Below are 18,726 nucleotides of genomic sequence, written 5' to 3'. Positions count from 1 at the left end.
TCGATAAGGTGCATAGCTGCGCCCACAGAGCCCGATAGCCAAAAGCGTCGGGCTTTTTTGTTTCCGTCCTGCCGGTTCGCCGGCCTTTCGCCCCCGCCTGAGTCAGCAGATTCGGCGGGGGTTTTGTTTTGGGAGTCGCCATGGTTACGCAAGGCATCCGCGTCATCTCTGATGGCACGGCCCACGGTACCCAGGTGCTTATGCCTGATGGAACGCGAGTGCCAAAGGTGATTGAGATTGAGATTTTGCCGTTACGGCCTGGTGAGGACTTACGTGCCCGGTTGACCGTGGCAGTGGACGTGCTCGATGTCGTGGCTGATGCTCAGATCCTCACGACGCAGGTTGGTTGATATGGCCAGACTGAAGATGCTCAAGCCCAAGCTGGCCATTGCAAAGCCTACCCGCAAGACAGCCACGACCCGCGAGGTCCGCATGACTGGGCGCAGGCTTCAGGATCGACGGCTCAAGGTCTGGGCCAGCAACCCGCGCTGCGTGTGCTGCGGCAAGTTGACCGTGTTCCCTCATGGGTTTGAGCTGGACCACATCGTGCCGCTGTTCCAGGGCGGCCAGGATACCGAGGTGAACTGCCAGGTGATGTGCGTTGAGAGGCTGCCGGATGGGCGCAAGGCTGGGTGTCACGTTGATAAGTCTGCTGAGGAGGTGACGGGATGAAGATCAATACCACCAAACAGAATCGTGATGTGCATCGCGCCACAGTCGATAACGATGCGGTCCTGAGAATCATTGCTGAGCACGTGGCTGAGAAGGTTGGCGTAAGCCTTGACCGAGAGGGCGTGACCTGGCGGGCGCACTTCACGAAGCGCGACACCAGCCACGGCATCTTCACCGACGTGACGGTTGAGATCATTGATGATCACGCAGCAAAACCACAAAAGGATGATGTGGTTATGGTTCAGGTCTTGGGTGAGGCCGAGCCGCGAGCCATCAACACCAAACCTCAGAAGGCCGAATGAGACTGCGGGATATGCTGGGGTTTTATCTGTGCGATGGACTCAAGGCAGGGTGTCATGCGGAGAAGTCCGCTTGCGGCATTCGCTTAAAGCAAGGCGAGGATCAACCCCGCCAAGAGGCCGCAATCGAGCCGGTGAAAGAACTGATGGCTGTGCGCGTAGGTGGGCGCATAGAGCAACGTGAAGTGGTAGGCAAGCAGTTCGCAAGACGACTGGATGGCACCGAGGTTCTGATACAGAAGGAACCCGCCCTAAAGGAAGGTGAGGTGGTGTTTCGTTATCTGGGTGATGACCTGCCTTTGATTCTGTTTGTTGAGCCTAGCCCCCACCCCGGGGGTAAAAGTTCAGGGGCCTGAGTGCCCGGAAACCGCCCGGTACCTCATGTAGAGAAAATTTCCCCTTTTCAAATTGGAATTCAAATGGCTGGAGTCAAAGGACGAAGCGGCGGCGCACGTTCTGGCGCTGGCCGCCCACGTAAAACGCCGGCGGCTGAGCAGCAGAGTGCGCCGGTGCAGATTGAAGCTGACAGCATGCTGGACATGCTGCAGAAGGTGGCGTTGGGTCAAGTTGAGGCCACGGCTTTGCAGGTGCGGGCAGCGATTGCCGCTGTTCAATACACGCATGTAAAGGCTGGTGATGGTGGGAAAAAGGACGCGCGCAAAGAAGCGGCGGCGGAAGCGGCACGCGGGCGACTGGCGCCAAAGCAACCCCGAAGCTGGTGGTGAACAATGGCTGAAATTGAATGGTCGACGGCTTGCCCTGATTGGGAGCGCCGTATTCTGGCCGGCGAGAGCCTGATCCCTTGCCCTCCGTTGTTTCCGGCAGAGGCCCAGGAAGCGCTTGAGCTTTTCGGAAGTCTGCGAATCGTGGACGCTGCCGGTAGCCCAACGATGGCCGAGGCGGCCAGGCCCTGGGTGATGGAGTTTGTGGGGGCAATCTTTGGGGCCTACAACCCAGATACAGGCCGACGTCTGATTAACGAATTCCTGTTGCTCATCAGCAAGAAAAACGGCAAGAGCACAATCGCCGCCGGCATCATGCTGACAGCATTGATCCTGAATTGGCGAAAATCTGGCGAGTTCATCATCCTTGCACCGACCAAAGAGGTGGCTGACAATTCTTTCAAACCGATCAGGGACATGATCGAAGAAGATGAGCAGTTGCGGGCGCTGCTGTTGGTGCAAGAGCATATTCGTACGGTAACCCATTACGAAACCAACGCTACGCTCAAGGTTGTGGCCGCAGACTCCGATACGGTATCAGGCAAAAAAGCTATTGGCGTGTTTATTGACGAGCTGCATGAGTTCGGCAAAAAAGCCAAAGCCAGCAACATGCTGCTTGAAGCTACGGGCGGGCTAACCTCGCGCCCTGAGGGGTTCGTGATTTATGCCACCACGCAGTCCGAGCAACCGCCGGCAGGCGTGTTTCGTCAGAAGCTGGAGTATGCCCGCAAGGTTCGCGATGGTGAAATTGAGAACAAGCGGTTCTTGCCCGTGCTCTATGAGTTTCCTGCGGAAATGGTCGAAAAGAAGGCCTACCGTGATTTGCAAAATGCGTATGTGACCAACCCGAACTGGGGGCTGTCCGTTGATATCGAACGCATTGAACAGTTGCATGCCGAGTATATGGCGGGCGGTGCTGACAAATATCTTGAGTTCGCCGCAAAACACCTGAATGTCGAAATCGGCATGAACCTGCGCAATGACCGCTGGATTGGTGCAGATCATTGGCAATTACGCGCCGACCCGGGGTTATCGCTGGCAACCTTGCTGGACCGCTGTGATGTGGTTGTGGCCGGGGTCGATGGCGGCGGCTTGGATGACTTGCTCGGTTTGGCCGTCATCGGTCGGGAAAAAGAAACCGGGCGCTGGCTTCACTGGGGCCGGGCCTGGGCACACCCTTCGGTCATGGAGCGACGCAAAGAGATTGCGCCCAGTGCTGAACGACTTCGCCCTTGAGGGTGATCTGTCACTGGTTGAGCGCATTGGTCAGGACGTTCAGGAGTTGGCAGCCATTCTGGCCGATATTCACCGGCGCGGTCTGTTCCCCGAGCAAAACGCCATTGGGCTGGATCAGATCGGTATCAACTTTGAAGAGTCGTTTGCCGAGGCTGAGATTCCTGATGAGCTGCTGACGGGTATCAGCCAGGGTACCGCATGGGCGGCACGATCAAGACCGTTGAGCGCAAGCTGGCTGAAGGCACGTTCGTTCACTGTGGTCGGCCCATGATGGCCTGGTGCGTTGGTAATGCGCGGATTGAGCAGCGCGCCAACTCGATACTGATCACAAAGCAGGCTTCAGGCACTGCAAAAATTGACCCATTGATGGCGCTGTTTGATGCGGCCCATTTGATGGCGATGAACCCGGCTGCGTCCGGGCAATCTGTTTACGAAACGCGTGGCATCAGGTTTCTGTAAAGGTAAATGATGGATTTATTCAAACTGTTCCGCCGTGAAAAGGCGGTGGCACAGTCGCGCCCGCGTGCCGAAGGGGTCGCCTTCAATGGCTTTGATGACCCAGCCTTTCTGGAGTATGTCCGAGCTGGCGCAATTTCCGACACCAAAGCGCTTCGCAACATGGCTGTGCTTCGTTGCGTGTCGCTGATTTCCCGTGCCATCGGCATGCTGCCAGTTTCGCCGTATGTTGAGGGCGATGAAAAGCGTGTAGCCAAAGATCACCCGGCTTACCGGCTGATCAAACTCAAGCCTAACGACTGGCAGACCCCGATGGAGTTCAAAAGCCAGCTCGAACTGAGTGTTTTGCAGCATGGCGATGGTTATGCGCGGATCATTCGCGCTGGCGGCAGACCGATTCGGCTGATTCCGCTGAAATACGACCGCGTGAAAGCTAAGCTACGCGGTGATTGGCGCATGGAATACCAGGTGACTGACGGCAAGGGCAGCATGATTACGCTGCCTGCCGAGGAGATGCTGCACCTGCGCGATATGTCGGCTGATGGCGAGACCGGGCTTTCGCGTCAAAAGTTGGCAAGCGAGGCAATCAACCTGGCGTTGCAGGCACAGCAGGCAGCAGGGCGCGTATTTGCAACTGGCGTCATGGCCGGCGGGGCGATAGAAACCCCGAATGCGCTGTCAGATTCGGCTTACGGGCGCATGCGTAAATCCATGCGCGAAGACTATTCGGGCTCTGGTAACGCCGGGAGCTGGATGATTCTTGAGGAAGGAGCCAAGGCCAACAAGTTCAGCACGACTGGCCGAGAAGCTCAGCAGATCGAGAACCGGAACCACCAGATTGAAGAAATCGCCCGCCTTTACGGTGTGCCCCGGCCATTGTTGATGATGGACGACACCAGCTGGGGCTCTGGTATCGAGCAGCTGGCCATTTTCTTTGTGCAGTTCACCCTGGCTGAGCGGTTCGTCGCGTGGGAGCAGGCGTTGGCCCGGTCTTTGCTGACGGATGCTGAGCTGGGCAAGATTTACTTCAAATTCAATGAGCGTGCACTGATGCGCGGCACGCTGAAAGACCAGGCCGACTTCTTTGCCAAGGCGCTTGGCTCTGGTGGCCATGCTCCGTGGATGACTCAAAACGAGGTCCGCGGGCTTTCCGAGCTACCCGTTTCGGCGGATGAAACAGCAAACCTGCTGAAAAACCCAATGCAACAACAAGGAGCAGCTAATGAGCCTGCTAAAACTGCCTGAAATCCAGGCATCGCATGCCATCGGCAAGGCGCAATTTGATATGCGCCCTGATGCGCTTGAACGCTGGGAGCCTGCTATCCGTTCGGCTGTCGATGGTGATACGTCAATTTCGGTGTATGACGCCATTGGTGAGAGCTGGGACGGATCTGGTGTGACCGCCAAGCGTATCGGCGCAGCACTGCGATCAATTGGCCCCAAAGATGTGACCGTCAATATCAACTCACCCGGTGGCGATTTTTTCGAGGGCGTTGCGATCTACAACCTGCTGCGCGAGCATCCGGCCAAGGTGACTGTTCGCGTCATGGGTCTTGCGGCCTCCGCTGCATCGGTGATTGCCATGGCGGGTGATGAAATTCTGATGGGTGACGGCTCATTCATCATGATTCACAACGCTTGGGCGGTGGCTATTGGCAACCGACACGACATGCTGGCAGCAAGTGAGCAGCTGGCCCCGTTTGATGCCGCGATGGCTGATGTTTACGCGGCCCGTACCGGCATGAGCGCCAAAGACACGGCGGCCATGATGGACAAAGAAACATGGATCGGTGCCCGTCAGGCTGTCGAGGATGGCTTTGCCACCGGCATGATTGACGGTGAGCAGATCACAAAAGATACCAAGGCAGGCGGCGAAAAACGCGCCCTTGCCATGATTGAAGCATCTATGGCCAAGGCCGGGTACAGCCGCTCGACACGGCGCGATGCCTTCAAGTCACTATTTTCTGGCAAGCCGGGCGCTGCCGAAAACGATGCCACGCCGAGCGCTGGCGATAACCTTGCAGCGATGCTGCAAAACCTTACCCAGACTTTACGAGGATAAAGCATCATGAACAAATCAACATTGGCCGCACTTGCGGCTTTTTTACGCCTTCTGCTATGGGCTTTGTGCCGCGCGGCATCGTGTCGGTTCGCGCTGAGACTGATGTCAAAGCCAGCATCGAACAGCTTGGCCAGGCCTTTGAGGCCTTCAAGGCTACCCACCAGGCCGAAATCGAAGCCATGAAGAAAGGCAATGCCACTTCGGAGTTTCAGGCCAAGTTCGAGAAAATCGAAGCTGATCTCGACCGCCACCAGAAGGAAATCGAAGACGCGCACGTTAAAGCTGCTGCCGGCATGAGCGGCAAGCCCGGGGTGAAAGACGCGGAATACTCCGACGCTTTTGCCGCTCACATGAAAAAAGGTGAGATTCAAGCCGCTTTGAACAAGGGCGCTGACGATGAGGGCGGCTATCTGACCCCGACTGAGTGGGATCGCACCATCACCGACAAACTGGTGCTCGTTTCGCCCATGCGTCAGATTGCCAGCGTTGTTCAAACCAGCAAAAACGCCTATACCAAGCTGTTCAACGTGGGTGGCACAGCCTCTGGCTGGGTGGGTGAGGCTGACGCTCGGGCCGAAACCGCAACGAGCGAGTTTGCGCCTCTGACCATCACGACAGGTGAGATTTACGCCAACCCTGCTGCCACTCAGCAGATTCTGGATGATTCGGAAATCAACCTTGAGCAGTGGCTGGCCGGTGAAGTGCAAACCGAGTTTGCCAAACAGGAAGGCACCGCCTTTGTGTCTGGCAACGGCACAAACAAACCCTTCGGCATCCTGACCTACGTTACTGGGGCTACTAACGCGGCAAAACACCCCTTCGGCGCTATCACGCTGGTGAAATCGGGTAATGCCAACCTCTTGACAGCCGACGGCATCATTGATCTGGTGTATGACTTGCCCAGCGCTTTCACCGGCAATGCGCGTTTCATTATGAACCGCAAGACGATGGCAGCGGCTCGTAAGCTGAAAGACGGTTCCGGCACATATCTCTGGCAACCTTCGTACCTTGCTGGCCAGCCTTCAACCTTGGCGGGGTTTGCAGTTACTGAAGTGCCAGACATGCCTGATGTCGCTGCTGGCGCCAAGCCCATCATGTTCGGCGACTTCCGCCAGGGCTACTTGATCGTTGATCGTGTGGGCGTTCGCGTGCTGCGTGATCCTTACACCAAGAAGCCATACGTTTTGTTCTACACGACCAAGCGTGTTGGTGGCGGTGTGGTCAACCCCGAGTGCCTGCGTGCCCTGAACGTAGCCGCCTAACCAATCTGGCCCGCTCATGTAGCGGGCCTTCTTCTTTCTGGGGTATGGAAATGCAAAACACGAAGATTTATTTCAAGCAGGGCGGCGATGAGTTGGTTGTTGCCAGCGGCGGCAAGATTGTCGTTGAAGCGGGTGGCGACATCGACGGCGTGGCAAATTTAAGCGCGGTGACATGGGCGAACCTCCCGAGCAAACCAGCTGTTATCGCTGCCGGGGCTGACAAGGAAGCCGCACGTACCGCCATTGATGCGGCTGTCGTTACCCACGATCACGCGGTTGTAGAGGATGCGGCTTCTGGCCTTGCTGCTGCGGCTGACATTCAGGCGCTTGCCATTGCTTTGTCGGCACGTATCAAGGCGCTTGAAGATGCGGCTGGGGGCTAATCATGAAGTTCATCCAACCATTTAAAGGTTGCAAGCAGGGCGATCTCTACCCGACTCAGTTCGCTGTAGGTGATGAGTGCCCGCCTGAATTGGAATTTGCAGCCATGGACGTTGGCGCTGTTGCGGCAGACAAGCCCGAACGCAAACAAAAGGCCGTAAACGATGGCAATCCTGGCGCTTGATGAGGTCCGCAGCCACTGCCGGCTGGAGCCCGGCTATCCAGCCGAGCAGCTGACGCCCTACATTGATGCGGCTCAGGGGTACGTTGTCGCTCACCTGAACCGGGCGGTGTTCGAGGATCAGAAGGCGCTGACTGACGCGCAGGATGCGCTGGCTGAAACCCTTGGTGAAGCCTATGAAGCCTACGTTGCCGCTGCTGATGCTGCTGCCCTGGTTGAAAACCCCGCTCAACGTCAGGCAATGATGGATCTGGCTGACAAACGCTTTGCGGATGTGCAGCTGCTGGCCAAGCGAACCATGAACGGCATTGTGGTTGACGGTACCATTCGCGCCGCCATGCTGCTCACACTGGGCAACCTGTTTGCCAATCGTGAGGCTGATGTTGTTGGGGTGTCCGTCGCAGCGTTGCCCACTGGCGTTCCTGAGTTGCTGCGCAGTTACCGCATGGTGCAGATGCCATGAGAGCTGGCCAACTTAACCGGCGCGTCACCATCGAGCGCAAAGGCTCTGGAACCGACGACGTCGGCTTTCCCTCTGCGGCTCCTGAAACCGTAGCAACCGTCTGGGCCAATATTCGTTACCTCAGCGGGTCTGAGGCGATTAAGGGCGGGGCTGAAACCTCGATGGCCAAGGTTTCTATTCGCATCCGGTACCGCACCGGCATTGATGCTGGTATGCGGGTCAAATATGGCGCGACGGTGTATGAAATCCATGCGGTCTTGCCTGACGAGCAACGGCGTGAATATCTGGATCTGGTGTGTGAGGTGGTCTCGTGAAAGTGGACGTTGACCTGACTTCGTTTCGCGCGAAGATCCAGGAATCAAAAGAGAAGGTTCATGGCGCTACCCGAGCAATGACGCAAGCAGGGGCCCAGGTCATCTATGCTGGCGCTCGACTCAATGTGCCGGTTTCTCGGCGCCCGCACATGTTTCATGGGACCAATCAGGTTTATGGCCCGTATAGCCCTGGAAGTTTGCGCGATGCCATCTATCAGGTGTTTTCTAAGGACAACAGCAGCGATACCCGAGCAACCTACCACGTAGCCTGGAACCATCAAAAAGTACCTTACGGTTTCATGGTTGAGTTCGGTACCAGCCACTCGGCACCGCATTCATTCTTGGGCAAGGCCCGGGTCGAGCTTTCGGCGGCTGCGCTGGATGCAATGGAAATCGCATTTGCACAACGGATGGCTGAATCATGAAGGCAAAACTGGTCGCAATCCTGAAGGGCCTGTGCCCGCGTGTGTACCTGCAAGGCGCGGCACCAATTGGACTGGCCCGCCCTTACGTCACGTATTACCCGATCGGGGGCGTGCGTTGAATTATGTGGATGACGCTATTCCAGACAAGGCAAATGCCGCCATCCAGGTGAGCGTTTGGGCGAATGACCCGACCACAGCCGATACGCTGGCCGCCCAGATCGAGGACGCCATCAGAACGGCATCCACAATCCAAGGCCGGCCGATGGCCGCCGCAATAACAACCTACGAGCCCGACACCAAACTGTGCGGCTCAATCCAACGATTTGATATTTGGGCGCCTCGATAGGGGCGCTTTTTTATTGCCCGCGAGGGCGCAATCCACCCGCTTTCACGCGGGTTTTTTTCGTCCTTTTTTAGGGGAATCACTATGGCATCAGTACCTACCGGCACCATCTTTTCGGTGGCCACCGCCTTTGGCCCATCCAAGACGGTAACCGGCATTTCCAACGCGGTCGAGGCGGTTGTTTCCGCTACTGCGCACGGCTTCGCTGTTGGCGACATTATCCAGCTCTATTCCGGCTGGGGTCGTCTTAACCGTCGCGTTGTGCGCGTCAAAAGCATGACGGCCGACAATTTCGTGGCCGAAGGGATCGACACCACGAACCTGGAATTCTTTCCTACCGGCTCGGGTGGCGGCACGGCTCGCAAGGTCACCACCTTTCAGCAGATCAATAAGATTCTGAACCCGAACAACTCTGGCGGCGAGGCGAAGAACGTCACGGTCAAGTTCCTGGAGTCTGACGTTGAAGAAAACATCAACGACGGTTTCACGGCTATCACGGAAACGTTCGATATCGACGCCGACGAGTTCGGCAAGCAAAGCTATGCCGCCCTGGTCTCGTTAAGCGAAGTTCAGACAGACACTGTGCTGAAAAAAGCGCTGAAAAACGGCTCGCTGATCTTCACGCCGTGCCGTGTTGCGCTGAACGAGAACGTGCGCATGTCCGATGGTTCGATCATGGTCAACAGCGTTGCCATCAACGGCAACGGCCGCATCACCCGCTACCAGGCCGCCTAACGGTTGCCATGAGGCCCGCGCTTGCGGGCCTTTTTCACCCTTCGGGTCGCTCCCGTTGGGTTCTTTTTCTGCTCAATAAGGATTACACATCATGGCAAACAAAATCAAACTCGGTTCCCGCCCCAAAGCATTCAAGCCCTTTTCGGTAAAGCTGACACTGCCTGACGGCACAGAAGGCCAGATCGAGGCTGCCTTCAAATACTTCACCAAGACCGAATCGGGTGCCCTGGTCGATGAACTGGCGGCCAAGGCCCGCGCCAAGGGTAGCGAGGCATCTGCGGATACCGAAGGCGGTCTGAAGGCCATCCTGGAACTGACCAAAGAGCACAACGCTGACCTGCTGATGCGTGTGATCGACAGCTGGGATCTGGATGAAGATCTCACCAAAGAGAACTTGCAGCAGCTGGACGATGAGATCCCTGCGGCGACGACTGCGCTGCTGGAAGCCTTCTTTGCCGCTGCTCGTCAAGGCCGCTTGGGAAACTGAAGGAAATCGCCTTCGCCCTGTATGAGAAATTCCCGTCAGCCGAAAAATGGAGGCGGCGGGATACTCCCTGAGGACTTTGGAGAAGTGTTTGAGGTATGGCCGGAAAACTTCAGGACGTACCTGATTTTCCGGCGCTTTGAAAGCCAATGGAATTGGGTTTCGGGGCTGGGCGGGGCGGCCCGGGTCGGCCTGAATATGTCGGCCCTGCCGGTGTTCATTAACCGCATGCAACTGACGGACGATGAGTATGAGCAACTGCTGGATGATCTGCTGATGATGGAAGTCGAGGCGATCCGGGCGATGAACGAGAAGGTGTGAGGCATCCCCTCTGTGGTACGGTATCGATTCGTTACTTGTTACGGAGGGGGTATGAGGGGCTTTATTTTGGCGGCGCTAGCATTTCTTGCCGCATGCTCAGATAGCGGATCAAGCGCATACACGGGGGTCCTGAGAGTAGATGCTGGGACAGAATATGCATTTATCGAGAGACCATCTGCGATAGGCGGGGCCTGCCAGGGTGGAATACCGTGGAAATTAGGCAGCCTGGGTCAGCCGGCTCAGGACGGGACGGCCTGGTTTGCTGGAAACGTGACGGGTCAAATATTCTTGTGACTGACCGGATTGGAACGCAGAACCCACCCGCGCCTATGTCAATCATTACGGACTAGGCGCTGATTTAAGCAGGCCGGAACGTACAGAATGTTTATGTTTTTGATCGCCTTTGGGCGGTTTTAAGTGTCACGAGCCACCTTCGGGTGGCTTTTTTATTGGTGCCGAAAATGAGTGATCAGTCAGATATTAAGGTTTCGATTGTTGGCGATTCAACCAACGTCGAAGAAACCTTCGCCAAGGTGGAGCGTGGTGCCGAAAAGATGGCCCAGTCGACCGTCAGATCTGGCGAAAAGGCATCCAAGAGCACTGAAGGTATAGGCAAAGGCGCAGATAACGCTGCTCGCGCTTACGGACGCTTTGAGGCGGAAATCCGGCGCAGAACAGCCGCTGTCCAGGCTGCGCTTGAAGGTACTGGTCGGGCTGGCGAAATTGCCAACAAAGCTATCGCCCAAGGGCTTGATGTCTCGAAGCTGGAGCCCGGCCTCAAAACGCTCAGGGAGCTTGAGGCTGCGCTCGGCACTGGAGGCAAGCAGCTGGACCAGTATGGACTGTCGGCAAAGCAAACCGCCGCAGCGCTGCGTGGTGTCCCGGCCCAGATGACCGACATCATTGTGTCTCTTCAGGGCGGCCAAGCCCCTATGACCGTGCTTCTTCAGCAAGGCGGTCAGCTTAAAGACATGTTCGGCGGCATCGTGCCCGCCGCTAAGGCGCTCAGCAGCGCTGCGCTTGGGCTCGTCAACCCATTTACGGTAGCCGCCGGCGCTGCCGCCGGTCTTTACATGGCCTATCGCGCTGGCGCGTCCGAGTCCGAAGCGTTTGAAAAGACGCTGATCACAACAGGCAACCGCGCGGGTGTGACAGCAAGCCAGCTGGCAACCATGGCTCAAAGCATGGATGCAGTGTACGGCACCCAGCGCAATGCGTCCCAGGCACTGAATCAGTTCGCGGGCGCTGCTGGTATTGCATCCAAGAATTTTCAGGAATTCGCTCTTGCGGCCATCAAATGGGAAGATGCGACAGGCACTGCCGTATCAGATACCGTCAAACAGTTTGAGGCCTTGGGCAAAGCGCCCGTTGCAGCTTCGCTCAAGCTCAATGAGAGCATGAACTACCTTACCGCATCGGTTTACGAGCAGATCAAGGCGCTTGAGGAGTCAGGGCGCACGACCGAAGCGGCGGAGTTGGCCCAGCGTACTTTTGCCGATTCCATGGATGATCGAGGACCGAAAATTGTTGAGCAGGTCGGCTACATTGAGCAGGCGTGGCGGGCCGTCACAAAACGTATCGGTGAAGCTGGCGACGCAATGTTGGCGATCGGCCGAAATACTCTTGCGGATCAAATAGCTGCGCTGAAAGCGCAGCGTGAGCAAGCCGCTGGCCAAAGCATCTATCTTGGCAACCCCGGCGGGTAAAAGAGCTTGATATTGAAATCGCGCGTCTTGAAGAAAAGATGGCGGTTGAAAAGAGCGCGGCCGAACTTGATAAATTCATTCGCGACAGCAACCGGGCGAGTATTGAGGCTTCGCAATACCGCGATAAATATCTCGGTGATTCAGGCCGGCAAACGCAGACCCAGCAACGCCTCGCTGCCATAAAAGAAGAAACCGAGGCGTTCAAGAAGGCAGTCGCCGGTATCGCTACGGATAGCCAAGAATATGAGCAGATCTACGCTGCCCACAAAACAAAGCTGCTGAATATCGACAAGCAGTTTGAAGAAAAGAAAAATCAGGCGGCATAAGGGCAACCGACACCGAGCTGGCCCGTTTGCGGGCATCAATCCAGGCTGAAGAACTCCGCGCACAGGCCCTGCTGGCGTCCGGCTCCGCTTATGCCTCGTTGAACGAATACGAAGTCAAGGCGATTGAGTACGGTGAAAAGCTCAAGCTGACGACCGACGCCAAGACAAAAGCGAAGCTTCAGGAACTGAAGGCAGAATCTGAAAGGGCCGGCGCCGCCAAACGCGCCAATGACGAACTGGACCGCCAGCTCAAGAGCCAGGCACAGACAACAGAATCGGTACGCAAGCAAAACCAATCGCTGAAAGACCAGATTGAAACCTACGGGCTTGGCAAGTACGCCATTGAAGAACTGACGATTGCACGCCTTGAAGAACGACTGGCTATTGAAGAAAGCAAGGGGGCCAACGAGGTTGTCTTGGCTGGTCTTCGTGAAGAAATCGCAGCACGCCGCGAGCTGATGGGCAACATGCGCACGAAAGAAGCGCTCGACCTTCAGCTCAAGGAATGGGAACAGTGGGAAAAAGACGTTGGCCAGATCTTCCAGCAAGTCAGCCAATCCCTCACCGACGCCATATTCGAAGGCGGCAAGTCAGGCCGTGACTTGGTAAAGGATCTGTTCAAGACGCTGACCCTTCGCGTACTGATCAATCCGGTGATGAATTCGATTCAGGGCGCGGTGACCAATTCGCTGGGGGGCATGTTTGGGGTGAGCAACCCTGCCGAAGGCGGCGGGGGCATCATGTCAAGCGGGTTCAACTTGATGAATATGGCGTCTGCTGCAAAAACCGCATACGGCGCGTTCACAGGCGGCATAACAAGCACGATGGCAAACGGTATGAGTTGGGCTGGTGAAACGCTTGGCTCAACCATGCTGTCGAATTTCGCGGCTGGCTTTGGCGGCACGATTGGGCCTTCTGCGGTGGCAGCAGGCAACACTGCGGCGGTGGCTGGCGGTGATGCTATCGGGGCGATGCTGTCGGCGCAAAGCAGTGGGGCAGCAGGACTTGGTGCAAAAGCTGCGGCGGCTGTCCCGGTAGTTGGTTGGATTGGCTTGGGAATGAGTCTGGCTAACAGTGCGTTTAGTGAGGGCTATTCGAGCAAGGATCTTGAGAAAGAACAGGCGTTTTACTACCCTGGATACGCTGTTGAAAAATACGGCACTGAGCTACTGACCAAAGTTGGCGTGAGCGACCGAATCGCTAACGTACTGACGGGCGCAAGTTTGACCGCCAAGATTTTCGACATGGTTGGCATTGGTGGCAAGCCTACAACGCGACACGGCCAGTGGGAATGGGCCGAAATGTCCGGCGATAACTGGGGCATGAAGTTTAGAGATAGTCGCCAGCCCGCAGGCACCGGTGACGCCATTACGCAGTACGCTCGCAGCGCAGTCGATTCGGCCAACGCCACGTTCGGTAAGCTTGGGGTCAATGCGGCCATCGAATACTTCTACGCCACAACGAACTCCAGCCTGCAGGGCGACCGTAACGGTGTTGCCTCTGGTGGGACGTTGATCGTGGATAACGCTCAGGCAATCGAGTTCGGGCTGATGAGCTATGGTGGCGACCGGACCAAGTACGGCTTCGGGGCTGGTCCGAAGAGGAAATGTTGCCACGCTTGCAGACGGACATTCAGTTGTCGATTCTGCAGGCCTTCCAGACGCAGGTGGATAGTTTGCCGGGGCTGCTGGCTGACATGATCCGAGGGGTTGACGTTCGCGCTCTGGATGCTGCGGGCGCTCAGGCATTGACTGAGCAATTCAATGCAGTCATTCAGGGCGTTGATCAGTTCCGCGAAGCGGCTAAGGCGTTGCCGTTTGAGCAGTTAAGCGACTTGTCATTCGGCGCGGCTGCAAGCCTGCTGCAATTGAGCGGCGGGCTTGAGGGCTTGATGGGCGGCCTGAATACCTACTACGAGAACTTCTATTCGGAAGCCGAGCGGTACGAAACAGCCATCGGCAATCTGGGCAAGACACTGAGCGGCGTGGGGGTTGAGCTGCCTGAAATGGTTGGCTCGGTCGACGACATGAAGGCGGCGTACCGGGCACTTGTCGAAGCGCAGGACTTGAATACGGAGGCCGGGCAAAAAGCCTACACCATGCTGATCCAGTCCTCGGGGGCGTTTGCTGAGTTGGCGACGTATGCTGGGCAGGCGGTGGCTGCGATGGAAGCGCAGCAACGTGCCAGCTCCGAGCGTCGGGATGTGATTGCCGCCCGTCGCGCTATCGAGCAGGCCGAGCGCGAGGCTTTTGAGGCGTCTTTGAAGGCATACGAAGAAGGTGCAAAGCCTTTGAGGAGCTTCGTGCCACACTGCTGTCTGCCGGCGACGCTGCGGGGCTGCTGGGCGCAACGATTGAGCGCGCCTTATCGAACCCGACCGGCAAATACATGGCGGGCGGCGTCGAGTATGACCAGCCCCGATGGGAGGCCGGCACCACCGCAGCCGGGTTTAACTACGAGTATGGCGTGATGCAGATGCGTATCGCGCGCGATCTATCGGACGACGTTTCGGCCAACGCCTTACGCATTGAAAACGCTGGCGCTGCATTGCGTGACCTGTCGCCCAACCTGGGCGAATACGGTCCTGTTGTCGGGCCGCTTGCTCAGGCGCTTACCAACGCTGTGGTCGAGGCATCCGGCGACATGGGCTATGCCGTGCGCGACTCGGTTTATCAAGCGATGTTGGGCGTGGCACAGCAAGACGTGTACGAGCAGTTCGCCTCGCAGGGGGCAGGGCTTGCGGGTATTCGTTACGCGCAGCAGCAGGCGGGCTTTGTGAGTCAAGCCGGCTGGGTGGCCGGCATGGGTATGCAGTTTGGTGCTGATGTGGTGGCCTACGGCAACGCGCTGGACAAACTCACAGGACGTATGCAGTCCGGGCAGATCACAGCAGATCAGTTCGACGCGGCAGTTGACGCACTGAATCGCGCGATGCCCACCGCAGTCGAATTGCTGGGCGATACCGAAGCGCAGTTGGCCCGAATCGAGTCGGCGGCGCATGAAGTTGCGATGGCGGGCGCACGCAGCATTGATCATTACTTCGGTGAGCTTCGCAAAATGGCGCAGGAGCTTGAGAAAACCGAGGAGCCGATCAACAAAGTCACGGCAGCGATTGGCCGCATGAACTCGTGGGTGAGCGCGTTCGGTGAATCCGCTCAGGCGGCAGGCGACTACAGCAAACGCACCGGCGAAGCGTCACTTATCGCGCAGGCAGCAGGTATTGCCTCTAGCGTGCTGACCACGGCAGATGCACGTAAAGCGGCTGAAGCACTCGCCAAAGACGCGGCCTTCGCCGGCGTGGGCGGGGCCGAGCTGCGGGATATGGCTTTGCTGGTCGACGGCATTCGGGCGTTCGATCCGACAAGCTGGGAAAGCGCATTTATCCGCATTTCAGACGCCTTGGGTCAGGGCCGGGTCGATGAGGGGCAGTACGCCGCGCTGTTCAACTATTCGCTTGATGTGTTTGAGGATACGGCTCGGGCTACAGAGCAGGTCACGGCGTCCTTTGACCGGCTGCGCAATGCAGCCAAGTCGCTGGCCGACGATCTGCTGCTCGACCGCGATCTCACCACTCTGTCGTTCGGCCAGCAGTACACCGAAGCACAGCGGCAGTACGACGAGGTAATGCGCCGGGCGATGGGAGGTGATACGGACGCTTCGGGCGACTTGAGTCGCGTTACTCGAAACTTTTTGGAGCGTTCCGCCGACAGTCGCGACGAAATCCAGTACCGCCGTGATTTTGCGGTGGCGGTGAACAACCTGCGCCAGATCGAGCAAAGCAACCCTATGAGAGAAATGTCCACGGAAATCAAACGCCTCAACAGCGAGATCGAAGGCCTACGGGCTGATCTTCGTGCCGCCAACGCAACGGTGGCCAGCAACACCGGCGAAACGGCCCGCGAACTGCGCCGTATCAGCGCAACCGGGATCAAGGTGCAAGCATGACAAGCCCACTGACAGTGACAAAGCCCATCCAGATCACCGACGCTCGTCTGGTGTCGAGCAGTGTGCCTGCCGATACTACGCCGCTGTGGGTGGCTGCGACCACTTACACGACAGGGCAAGTAGTGCTTCGCCCGAATCATCACCTGTATGAGTCGGTGGCCGGGGTCAAGATGCCACGCCGCCAGAAAGCGCCACCGGCGGCGAAACACCAAAATGGATCGATCTGGGTGCTGAAAACCGATGGGCCATGTTCGATTCGCGCCTGGGGACGGTCACGACAGCGGTAGATGAGATCACTGTCACTCTGGCCCCTGGCAGCAGTATCGGTACTCTCGGTTTGCTTGAGCTTGAGGGGTGTCGCATGTCGAGGTCACGATGCAGCAGGGTGCCAGCGTGGTCTGCACGCGCGCTATAGACCTTGACTCGACTCCGATTGACTCGGTGTTCGATTGGTTTTTGCAGACTTGCAGCTGGAAACAGAAACCGTACTCATGGACCTGCCCCAGCAGTGGCCATCAGCCACGATCACCGTCAAGCTGACCGGCAGCGGCGCGATAGGCATCGGCATGTTGGTTATCGGCAAGCCCTTTGAGGTCGGCGGGGCCGAGTGGGGCGTGAAGGCGTCCATTGACGACTGGTCGCTCAAAAAGCGCGACGAGCGATTCGGCACGGTTGAGTTTGTCGAGGGCGAGTACAGCAAGCGGCTTTCTTTGCGCACGATTCTTGAACCTCACCGTTTCAACATGGTTTACCGGCAACTTGCCCAGTTCAGGGCGACGCCTTGCCTTTACGCTCCTTCAGCACAACAGCGGTTCGCTGGCTTGATTGCTTTCGGTATCGCTTCTTTTGATGTAGACGTGGCCTATCCGTCCGTTTATTACTGTTCACTTGAAATTGAGGGCCTTGTATGACAATCCCCGTTTTACCTTCGCTTGACCGGAATAGCCCGACATTCCGGGATGAAGTTGATACGTTTTTCGGCACACAATTGCCAGCGTTTTCATCGGCACTTGATGATGTGATGCCAGACATTCAGACAGCGGCAGCAATCGGCCCTGTAATATCAGCCTCGGCAAACTTCGCTGGCAGCTGGAGTACGCTTGCCGGGGCGCTGACAGTCCCGGTTAGTGTTTATCACAATGGGTCGTTCTGGCAACTGCTCAACGATATACCAAACGTTGCATTATCAGAGCCGGGAGTATCAGCAGATTGGGCTGTTATGCAGAATGTTTCCTCTGGGGATATGCTGCAAACGCTCCGGCCAATTGGCGTTCCCGATTGGGTTCCTTGTGACGGCGGGGTTTACCTTAAATCGGCCTATGCGGCTCTTGGGGCGCTTGCGTCAGGTTTTGGTTTTGTCGCGCCAACTACCAAACTCTCCGACCCATCAGCGTTGGCTGCGGGCAATGCCCAAGGTTGCGCATTCAGCCCAGACGGCAATTATCTTGCTGTGGCTCATAACACAACACCGTTCATAACGATTTACAAGCGCACTGGCGATACGTTTACTAAACTCTCCGACCCATCAGCATTGCCTGCTAGCGCTGCCCAAGGCTGCGCATTCAGCGCAGACGGTAATTATCTGGCTGTGGCTCATCTAATAACGCCGTTTATCACGATTTACAAACGTTCAGGTGATGCGTTTACCAAACTCTCCGACCCATCTGCACTGCCTGCGGGCAATGCCCAAGGTTGCGCATTCAGCCCGGATGGGGTTTATCTTGCTGTGGCTCATCTAATAACGCCGTTTATTACGATTTACAAACGATCTGGCGATACGTTTACCAAACTCGCAGACCCATCAGCACTGCCTGCGGGCAATGCCAACGGTTGCGCGTTCAGCCCAGACGGCAATTATCTTGCTGTGGCTCATGATGCAACACCATTCATAACGATCTACAAACGATCCGGCGATACGTTTACTAAACTCTCCAATCCATCAGCACTGCCTGCGGGCAATGCCCAAGGTTGCGCATTCAGCCCAGACGGCAATTATCTTGCTGTGGCTCATAACACAACACCGTTCATAACGATTTACAAGCGCACTGGCGATACGTTTACTAAACTCTCCGACCCATCAGCATTGCCTGCGAACGCTGCCAACGGTTGCGCGTTCAGCCCAGACGGCAATTATCTTGCTGTGGCTCATAACACAACACCGTTCATAACGATTTACAAGCGCACTGGCGATACGTTTACTAAACTCTCCGACCCATCAGCATTGCCTGCGAACGCTGCCAGCGGCTGCGCGTTCAGCCCGGATGGGGTTTATCTTGCTGTAGCCCATACAACATCGCCGTTTATTACGATTTACGGACAGGTGGCAGACAGCACGACACAATTCAGGATGCCGCTTGTTGAATCTCCCGTACCAGCTTATTTGAAGGCATAGA

At 56.9% G+C, this 18,726-nt stretch carries 28 protein-coding genes; all 28 read left to right on the top strand.

All coding sequences use genetic code 11. From position 1 onward, the window contains the following. Nucleotides 1-140: 140 nt before the first annotated feature. The 28 genes from N7E01_RS02200 to N7E01_RS02065 all read left to right on the top strand — a co-directional run bounded on the left by N7E01_RS02200 (nt 141) and on the right by N7E01_RS02065 (nt 18,725). Entirely contained in the window at nt 141-350 is a 210-nt protein-coding gene (locus tag N7E01_RS02200; RefSeq protein WP_289174464.1) for a hypothetical protein, read from the top strand. 1 nt (nt 351) lies between these two features. Continuing rightward, a complete protein-coding gene (locus tag N7E01_RS02195) occupies nt 352-672 on the top strand; it encodes an HNH endonuclease (RefSeq protein WP_289174462.1) in 321 nt (106 codons plus the stop codon). Further along, the gene (locus tag N7E01_RS02190; protein ID WP_289174460.1) at nt 669-974 is read left to right on the top strand and encodes a hypothetical protein; all 306 of its coding nucleotides are present in this window, start codon (nt 669-671) and stop codon (nt 972-974) included. Before N7E01_RS02195 ends, N7E01_RS02190 begins: the two co-directional genes overlap by 4 nt. Then, nucleotides 971-1,327: a hypothetical protein gene (locus N7E01_RS02185; protein ID WP_289174457.1), complete on the top strand. Its 357-nt coding sequence runs from the start codon at nt 971-973 to the stop codon at nt 1,325-1,327. The genes N7E01_RS02190 and N7E01_RS02185 overlap by 4 nt, the downstream gene beginning before the upstream one ends. 63 nt (nt 1,328-1,390) lie before the next feature. Next, the gene (locus N7E01_RS02180; protein ID WP_289174455.1) at nt 1,391-1,696 is read left to right on the top strand and encodes a hypothetical protein; all 306 of its coding nucleotides are present in this window, start codon (nt 1,391-1,393) and stop codon (nt 1,694-1,696) included. Between the two features lie 3 nt (nt 1,697-1,699). Beyond that, a complete protein-coding gene (locus N7E01_RS02175) occupies nt 1,700-2,929 on the top strand; it encodes a terminase large subunit domain-containing protein (RefSeq protein WP_289174454.1) in 1,230 nt (409 codons plus the stop codon). Then, nucleotides 2,907-3,200: a hypothetical protein gene (locus N7E01_RS02170; protein WP_289174452.1), complete on the top strand. Its 294-nt coding sequence runs from the start codon at nt 2,907-2,909 to the stop codon at nt 3,198-3,200. The genes N7E01_RS02175 and N7E01_RS02170 overlap by 23 nt, the downstream gene beginning before the upstream one ends. Continuing rightward, nucleotides 3,128-3,388 carry a hypothetical protein gene (locus N7E01_RS02165; protein WP_350494906.1) on the top strand — a complete coding sequence of 87 codons (261 nt, stop codon included), beginning with the start codon at nt 3,128-3,130 and terminating at the stop codon, nt 3,386-3,388. The genes N7E01_RS02170 and N7E01_RS02165 overlap by 73 nt, the downstream gene beginning before the upstream one ends. Before the next feature lie 6 nt (nt 3,389-3,394). Continuing rightward, entirely contained in the window at nt 3,395-4,630 is a 1,236-nt protein-coding gene (locus N7E01_RS02160) for a phage portal protein (protein ID WP_289174448.1), read from the top strand. Continuing rightward, a complete protein-coding gene (locus tag N7E01_RS02155) occupies nt 4,608-5,447 on the top strand; it encodes a head maturation protease, ClpP-related (protein ID WP_289174446.1) in 840 nt (279 codons plus the stop codon). The genes N7E01_RS02160 and N7E01_RS02155 overlap by 23 nt, the downstream gene beginning before the upstream one ends. A gap of 56 nt (nt 5,448-5,503) precedes the next feature. Continuing rightward, nucleotides 5,504-6,709 carry a phage major capsid protein gene (locus N7E01_RS02150; RefSeq protein WP_289174444.1) on the top strand — a complete coding sequence of 402 codons (1,206 nt, stop codon included), beginning with the start codon at nt 5,504-5,506 and terminating at the stop codon, nt 6,707-6,709. Between the two features lie 50 nt (nt 6,710-6,759). Further along, complete coding sequence (locus tag N7E01_RS02145) at nt 6,760-7,092, top strand: hypothetical protein (protein ID WP_289174442.1); 333 nt, start codon at nt 6,760-6,762, stop codon at nt 7,090-7,092. A gap of 2 nt (nt 7,093-7,094) precedes the next feature. Then, the gene (locus N7E01_RS02140; protein WP_289174440.1) at nt 7,095-7,274 is read left to right on the top strand and encodes a hypothetical protein; all 180 of its coding nucleotides are present in this window, start codon (nt 7,095-7,097) and stop codon (nt 7,272-7,274) included. After that, on the top strand, nt 7,255-7,734 hold the full coding sequence (locus N7E01_RS02135; RefSeq protein WP_289174438.1) for a head-tail connector protein: 480 nt from the start codon (nt 7,255-7,257) through the stop codon (nt 7,732-7,734). Before N7E01_RS02140 ends, N7E01_RS02135 begins: the two co-directional genes overlap by 20 nt. Further along, nucleotides 7,731-8,048 carry a phage head closure protein gene (locus N7E01_RS02130; protein WP_289174436.1) on the top strand — a complete coding sequence of 106 codons (318 nt, stop codon included), beginning with the start codon at nt 7,731-7,733 and terminating at the stop codon, nt 8,046-8,048. Before N7E01_RS02135 ends, N7E01_RS02130 begins: the two co-directional genes overlap by 4 nt. Beyond that, nucleotides 8,045-8,473 (top strand): HK97-gp10 family putative phage morphogenesis protein, encoded by a 429-nt coding sequence (locus tag N7E01_RS02125; RefSeq protein WP_289174434.1) that lies wholly within the window; start codon nt 8,045-8,047, stop codon nt 8,471-8,473. The genes N7E01_RS02130 and N7E01_RS02125 overlap by 4 nt, the downstream gene beginning before the upstream one ends. Then, nucleotides 8,470-8,592 carry a hypothetical protein gene (locus tag N7E01_RS02120; RefSeq protein WP_289174432.1) on the top strand — a complete coding sequence of 41 codons (123 nt, stop codon included), beginning with the start codon at nt 8,470-8,472 and terminating at the stop codon, nt 8,590-8,592. Before N7E01_RS02125 ends, N7E01_RS02120 begins: the two co-directional genes overlap by 4 nt. Before the next feature lie 308 nt (nt 8,593-8,900). Then, a complete protein-coding gene (locus N7E01_RS02115; protein ID WP_289174430.1) occupies nt 8,901-9,551 on the top strand; it encodes a phage tail tube protein in 651 nt (216 codons plus the stop codon). A gap of 91 nt (nt 9,552-9,642) precedes the next feature. After that, the gene (locus N7E01_RS02110; RefSeq protein ID WP_289174428.1) at nt 9,643-10,038 is read left to right on the top strand and encodes a phage tail assembly chaperone; all 396 of its coding nucleotides are present in this window, start codon (nt 9,643-9,645) and stop codon (nt 10,036-10,038) included. 21 nt (nt 10,039-10,059) lie between these two features. Further along, the gene (locus N7E01_RS02105; protein WP_289174426.1) at nt 10,060-10,356 is read left to right on the top strand and encodes a DUF1799 domain-containing protein; all 297 of its coding nucleotides are present in this window, start codon (nt 10,060-10,062) and stop codon (nt 10,354-10,356) included. Nucleotides 10,357-10,817: 461 nt separating this feature from the next. After that, the gene (locus tag N7E01_RS02100) at nt 10,818-12,062 is read left to right on the top strand and encodes a phage tail length tape measure family protein (protein WP_289174424.1); all 1,245 of its coding nucleotides are present in this window, start codon (nt 10,818-10,820) and stop codon (nt 12,060-12,062) included. A gap of 38 nt (nt 12,063-12,100) precedes the next feature. Then, nucleotides 12,101-12,388, top strand: a complete 288-nt coding sequence (locus N7E01_RS02095) for a hypothetical protein (RefSeq protein WP_289174422.1) — start codon at nt 12,101-12,103, stop codon at nt 12,386-12,388. A gap of 26 nt (nt 12,389-12,414) precedes the next feature. After that, nucleotides 12,415-14,088: a hypothetical protein gene (locus N7E01_RS02090; protein ID WP_289174420.1), complete on the top strand. Its 1,674-nt coding sequence runs from the start codon at nt 12,415-12,417 to the stop codon at nt 14,086-14,088. Next, nucleotides 14,025-14,858, top strand: a complete 834-nt coding sequence (locus tag N7E01_RS02085) for a hypothetical protein (RefSeq protein ID WP_289174418.1) — start codon at nt 14,025-14,027, stop codon at nt 14,856-14,858. Before N7E01_RS02090 ends, N7E01_RS02085 begins: the two co-directional genes overlap by 64 nt. Continuing rightward, a complete protein-coding gene (locus N7E01_RS02080; RefSeq protein WP_289174417.1) occupies nt 14,777-16,333 on the top strand; it encodes a hypothetical protein in 1,557 nt (518 codons plus the stop codon). Before N7E01_RS02085 ends, N7E01_RS02080 begins: the two co-directional genes overlap by 82 nt. Then, complete coding sequence (locus N7E01_RS02075) at nt 16,330-16,620, top strand: hypothetical protein (RefSeq protein ID WP_289174415.1); 291 nt, start codon at nt 16,330-16,332, stop codon at nt 16,618-16,620. Before N7E01_RS02080 ends, N7E01_RS02075 begins: the two co-directional genes overlap by 4 nt. Nucleotides 16,621-16,782: 162 nt before the next feature. Then, nucleotides 16,783-17,244 (top strand): hypothetical protein, encoded by a 462-nt coding sequence (locus tag N7E01_RS02070; RefSeq protein ID WP_289174413.1) that lies wholly within the window; start codon nt 16,783-16,785, stop codon nt 17,242-17,244. A gap of 110 nt (nt 17,245-17,354) precedes the next feature. After that, complete coding sequence (locus N7E01_RS02065) at nt 17,355-18,725, top strand: lactonase family protein (protein WP_289175712.1); 1,371 nt, start codon at nt 17,355-17,357, stop codon at nt 18,723-18,725. The last annotated feature ends 1 nt before the right edge of the window (nt 18,726 follow it).

The sequence above is a fragment of the Neopusillimonas aromaticivorans genome (genome assembly GCF_030344915.1).
Classification (GTDB): domain Bacteria; phylum Pseudomonadota; class Gammaproteobacteria; order Burkholderiales; family Burkholderiaceae_B; genus Neopusillimonas; species Neopusillimonas aromaticivorans.
The sequence above is the reverse complement of the archived record's forward strand: the minus strand, read 5'-3'. Positions and strand labels throughout refer to the sequence as shown.

Excerpts from the sequence above, each read along its gene's own strand:
- N7E01_RS02200 (WP_289174464.1), top strand. The coding sequence starts at position 141 with ATGGTTACGCAAGGCATCCGCGTCATCTCTGATGGCACGGCCCACGGT.
- N7E01_RS02195 (WP_289174462.1), top strand. The coding sequence starts at position 352 with ATGGCCAGACTGAAGATGCTCAAGCCCAAGCTGGCCATTGCAAAGCCT.
- N7E01_RS02190 (WP_289174460.1), top strand. The coding sequence starts at position 669 with ATGAAGATCAATACCACCAAACAGAATCGTGATGTGCATCGCGCCACA.
- N7E01_RS02185 (WP_289174457.1), top strand. The coding sequence starts at position 971 with ATGAGACTGCGGGATATGCTGGGGTTTTATCTGTGCGATGGACTCAAG.
- N7E01_RS02180 (WP_289174455.1), top strand. The coding sequence starts at position 1,391 with ATGGCTGGAGTCAAAGGACGAAGCGGCGGCGCACGTTCTGGCGCTGGC.
- N7E01_RS02175 (WP_289174454.1), top strand. The coding sequence starts at position 1,700 with ATGGCTGAAATTGAATGGTCGACGGCTTGCCCTGATTGGGAGCGCCGT.
- N7E01_RS02165 (WP_350494906.1), top strand. The coding sequence starts at position 3,128 with ATGGGCGGCACGATCAAGACCGTTGAGCGCAAGCTGGCTGAAGGCACG.
- N7E01_RS02160 (WP_289174448.1), top strand. The coding sequence starts at position 3,395 with ATGATGGATTTATTCAAACTGTTCCGCCGTGAAAAGGCGGTGGCACAG.
- N7E01_RS02155 (WP_289174446.1), top strand. The coding sequence starts at position 4,608 with ATGAGCCTGCTAAAACTGCCTGAAATCCAGGCATCGCATGCCATCGGC.
- N7E01_RS02150 (WP_289174444.1), top strand. The coding sequence starts at position 5,504 with ATGGGCTTTGTGCCGCGCGGCATCGTGTCGGTTCGCGCTGAGACTGAT.
- N7E01_RS02145 (WP_289174442.1), top strand. The coding sequence starts at position 6,760 with ATGCAAAACACGAAGATTTATTTCAAGCAGGGCGGCGATGAGTTGGTT.
- N7E01_RS02140 (WP_289174440.1), top strand. The coding sequence starts at position 7,095 with ATGAAGTTCATCCAACCATTTAAAGGTTGCAAGCAGGGCGATCTCTAC.
- N7E01_RS02135 (WP_289174438.1), top strand. The coding sequence starts at position 7,255 with ATGGCAATCCTGGCGCTTGATGAGGTCCGCAGCCACTGCCGGCTGGAG.
- N7E01_RS02130 (WP_289174436.1), top strand. The coding sequence starts at position 7,731 with ATGAGAGCTGGCCAACTTAACCGGCGCGTCACCATCGAGCGCAAAGGC.
- N7E01_RS02120 (WP_289174432.1), top strand. The coding sequence starts at position 8,470 with ATGAAGGCAAAACTGGTCGCAATCCTGAAGGGCCTGTGCCCGCGTGTG.
- N7E01_RS02115 (WP_289174430.1), top strand. The coding sequence starts at position 8,901 with ATGGCATCAGTACCTACCGGCACCATCTTTTCGGTGGCCACCGCCTTT.
- N7E01_RS02110 (WP_289174428.1), top strand. The coding sequence starts at position 9,643 with ATGGCAAACAAAATCAAACTCGGTTCCCGCCCCAAAGCATTCAAGCCC.
- N7E01_RS02105 (WP_289174426.1), top strand. The coding sequence starts at position 10,060 with ATGAGAAATTCCCGTCAGCCGAAAAATGGAGGCGGCGGGATACTCCCT.
- N7E01_RS02100 (WP_289174424.1), top strand. The coding sequence starts at position 10,818 with ATGAGTGATCAGTCAGATATTAAGGTTTCGATTGTTGGCGATTCAACC.
- N7E01_RS02095 (WP_289174422.1), top strand. The coding sequence starts at position 12,101 with ATGGCGGTTGAAAAGAGCGCGGCCGAACTTGATAAATTCATTCGCGAC.
- N7E01_RS02080 (WP_289174417.1), top strand. The coding sequence starts at position 14,777 with ATGGCGGGCGGCGTCGAGTATGACCAGCCCCGATGGGAGGCCGGCACC.
- N7E01_RS02075 (WP_289174415.1), top strand. The coding sequence starts at position 16,330 with ATGACAAGCCCACTGACAGTGACAAAGCCCATCCAGATCACCGACGCT.
- N7E01_RS02065 (WP_289175712.1), top strand. The coding sequence starts at position 17,355 with ATGCCAGACATTCAGACAGCGGCAGCAATCGGCCCTGTAATATCAGCC.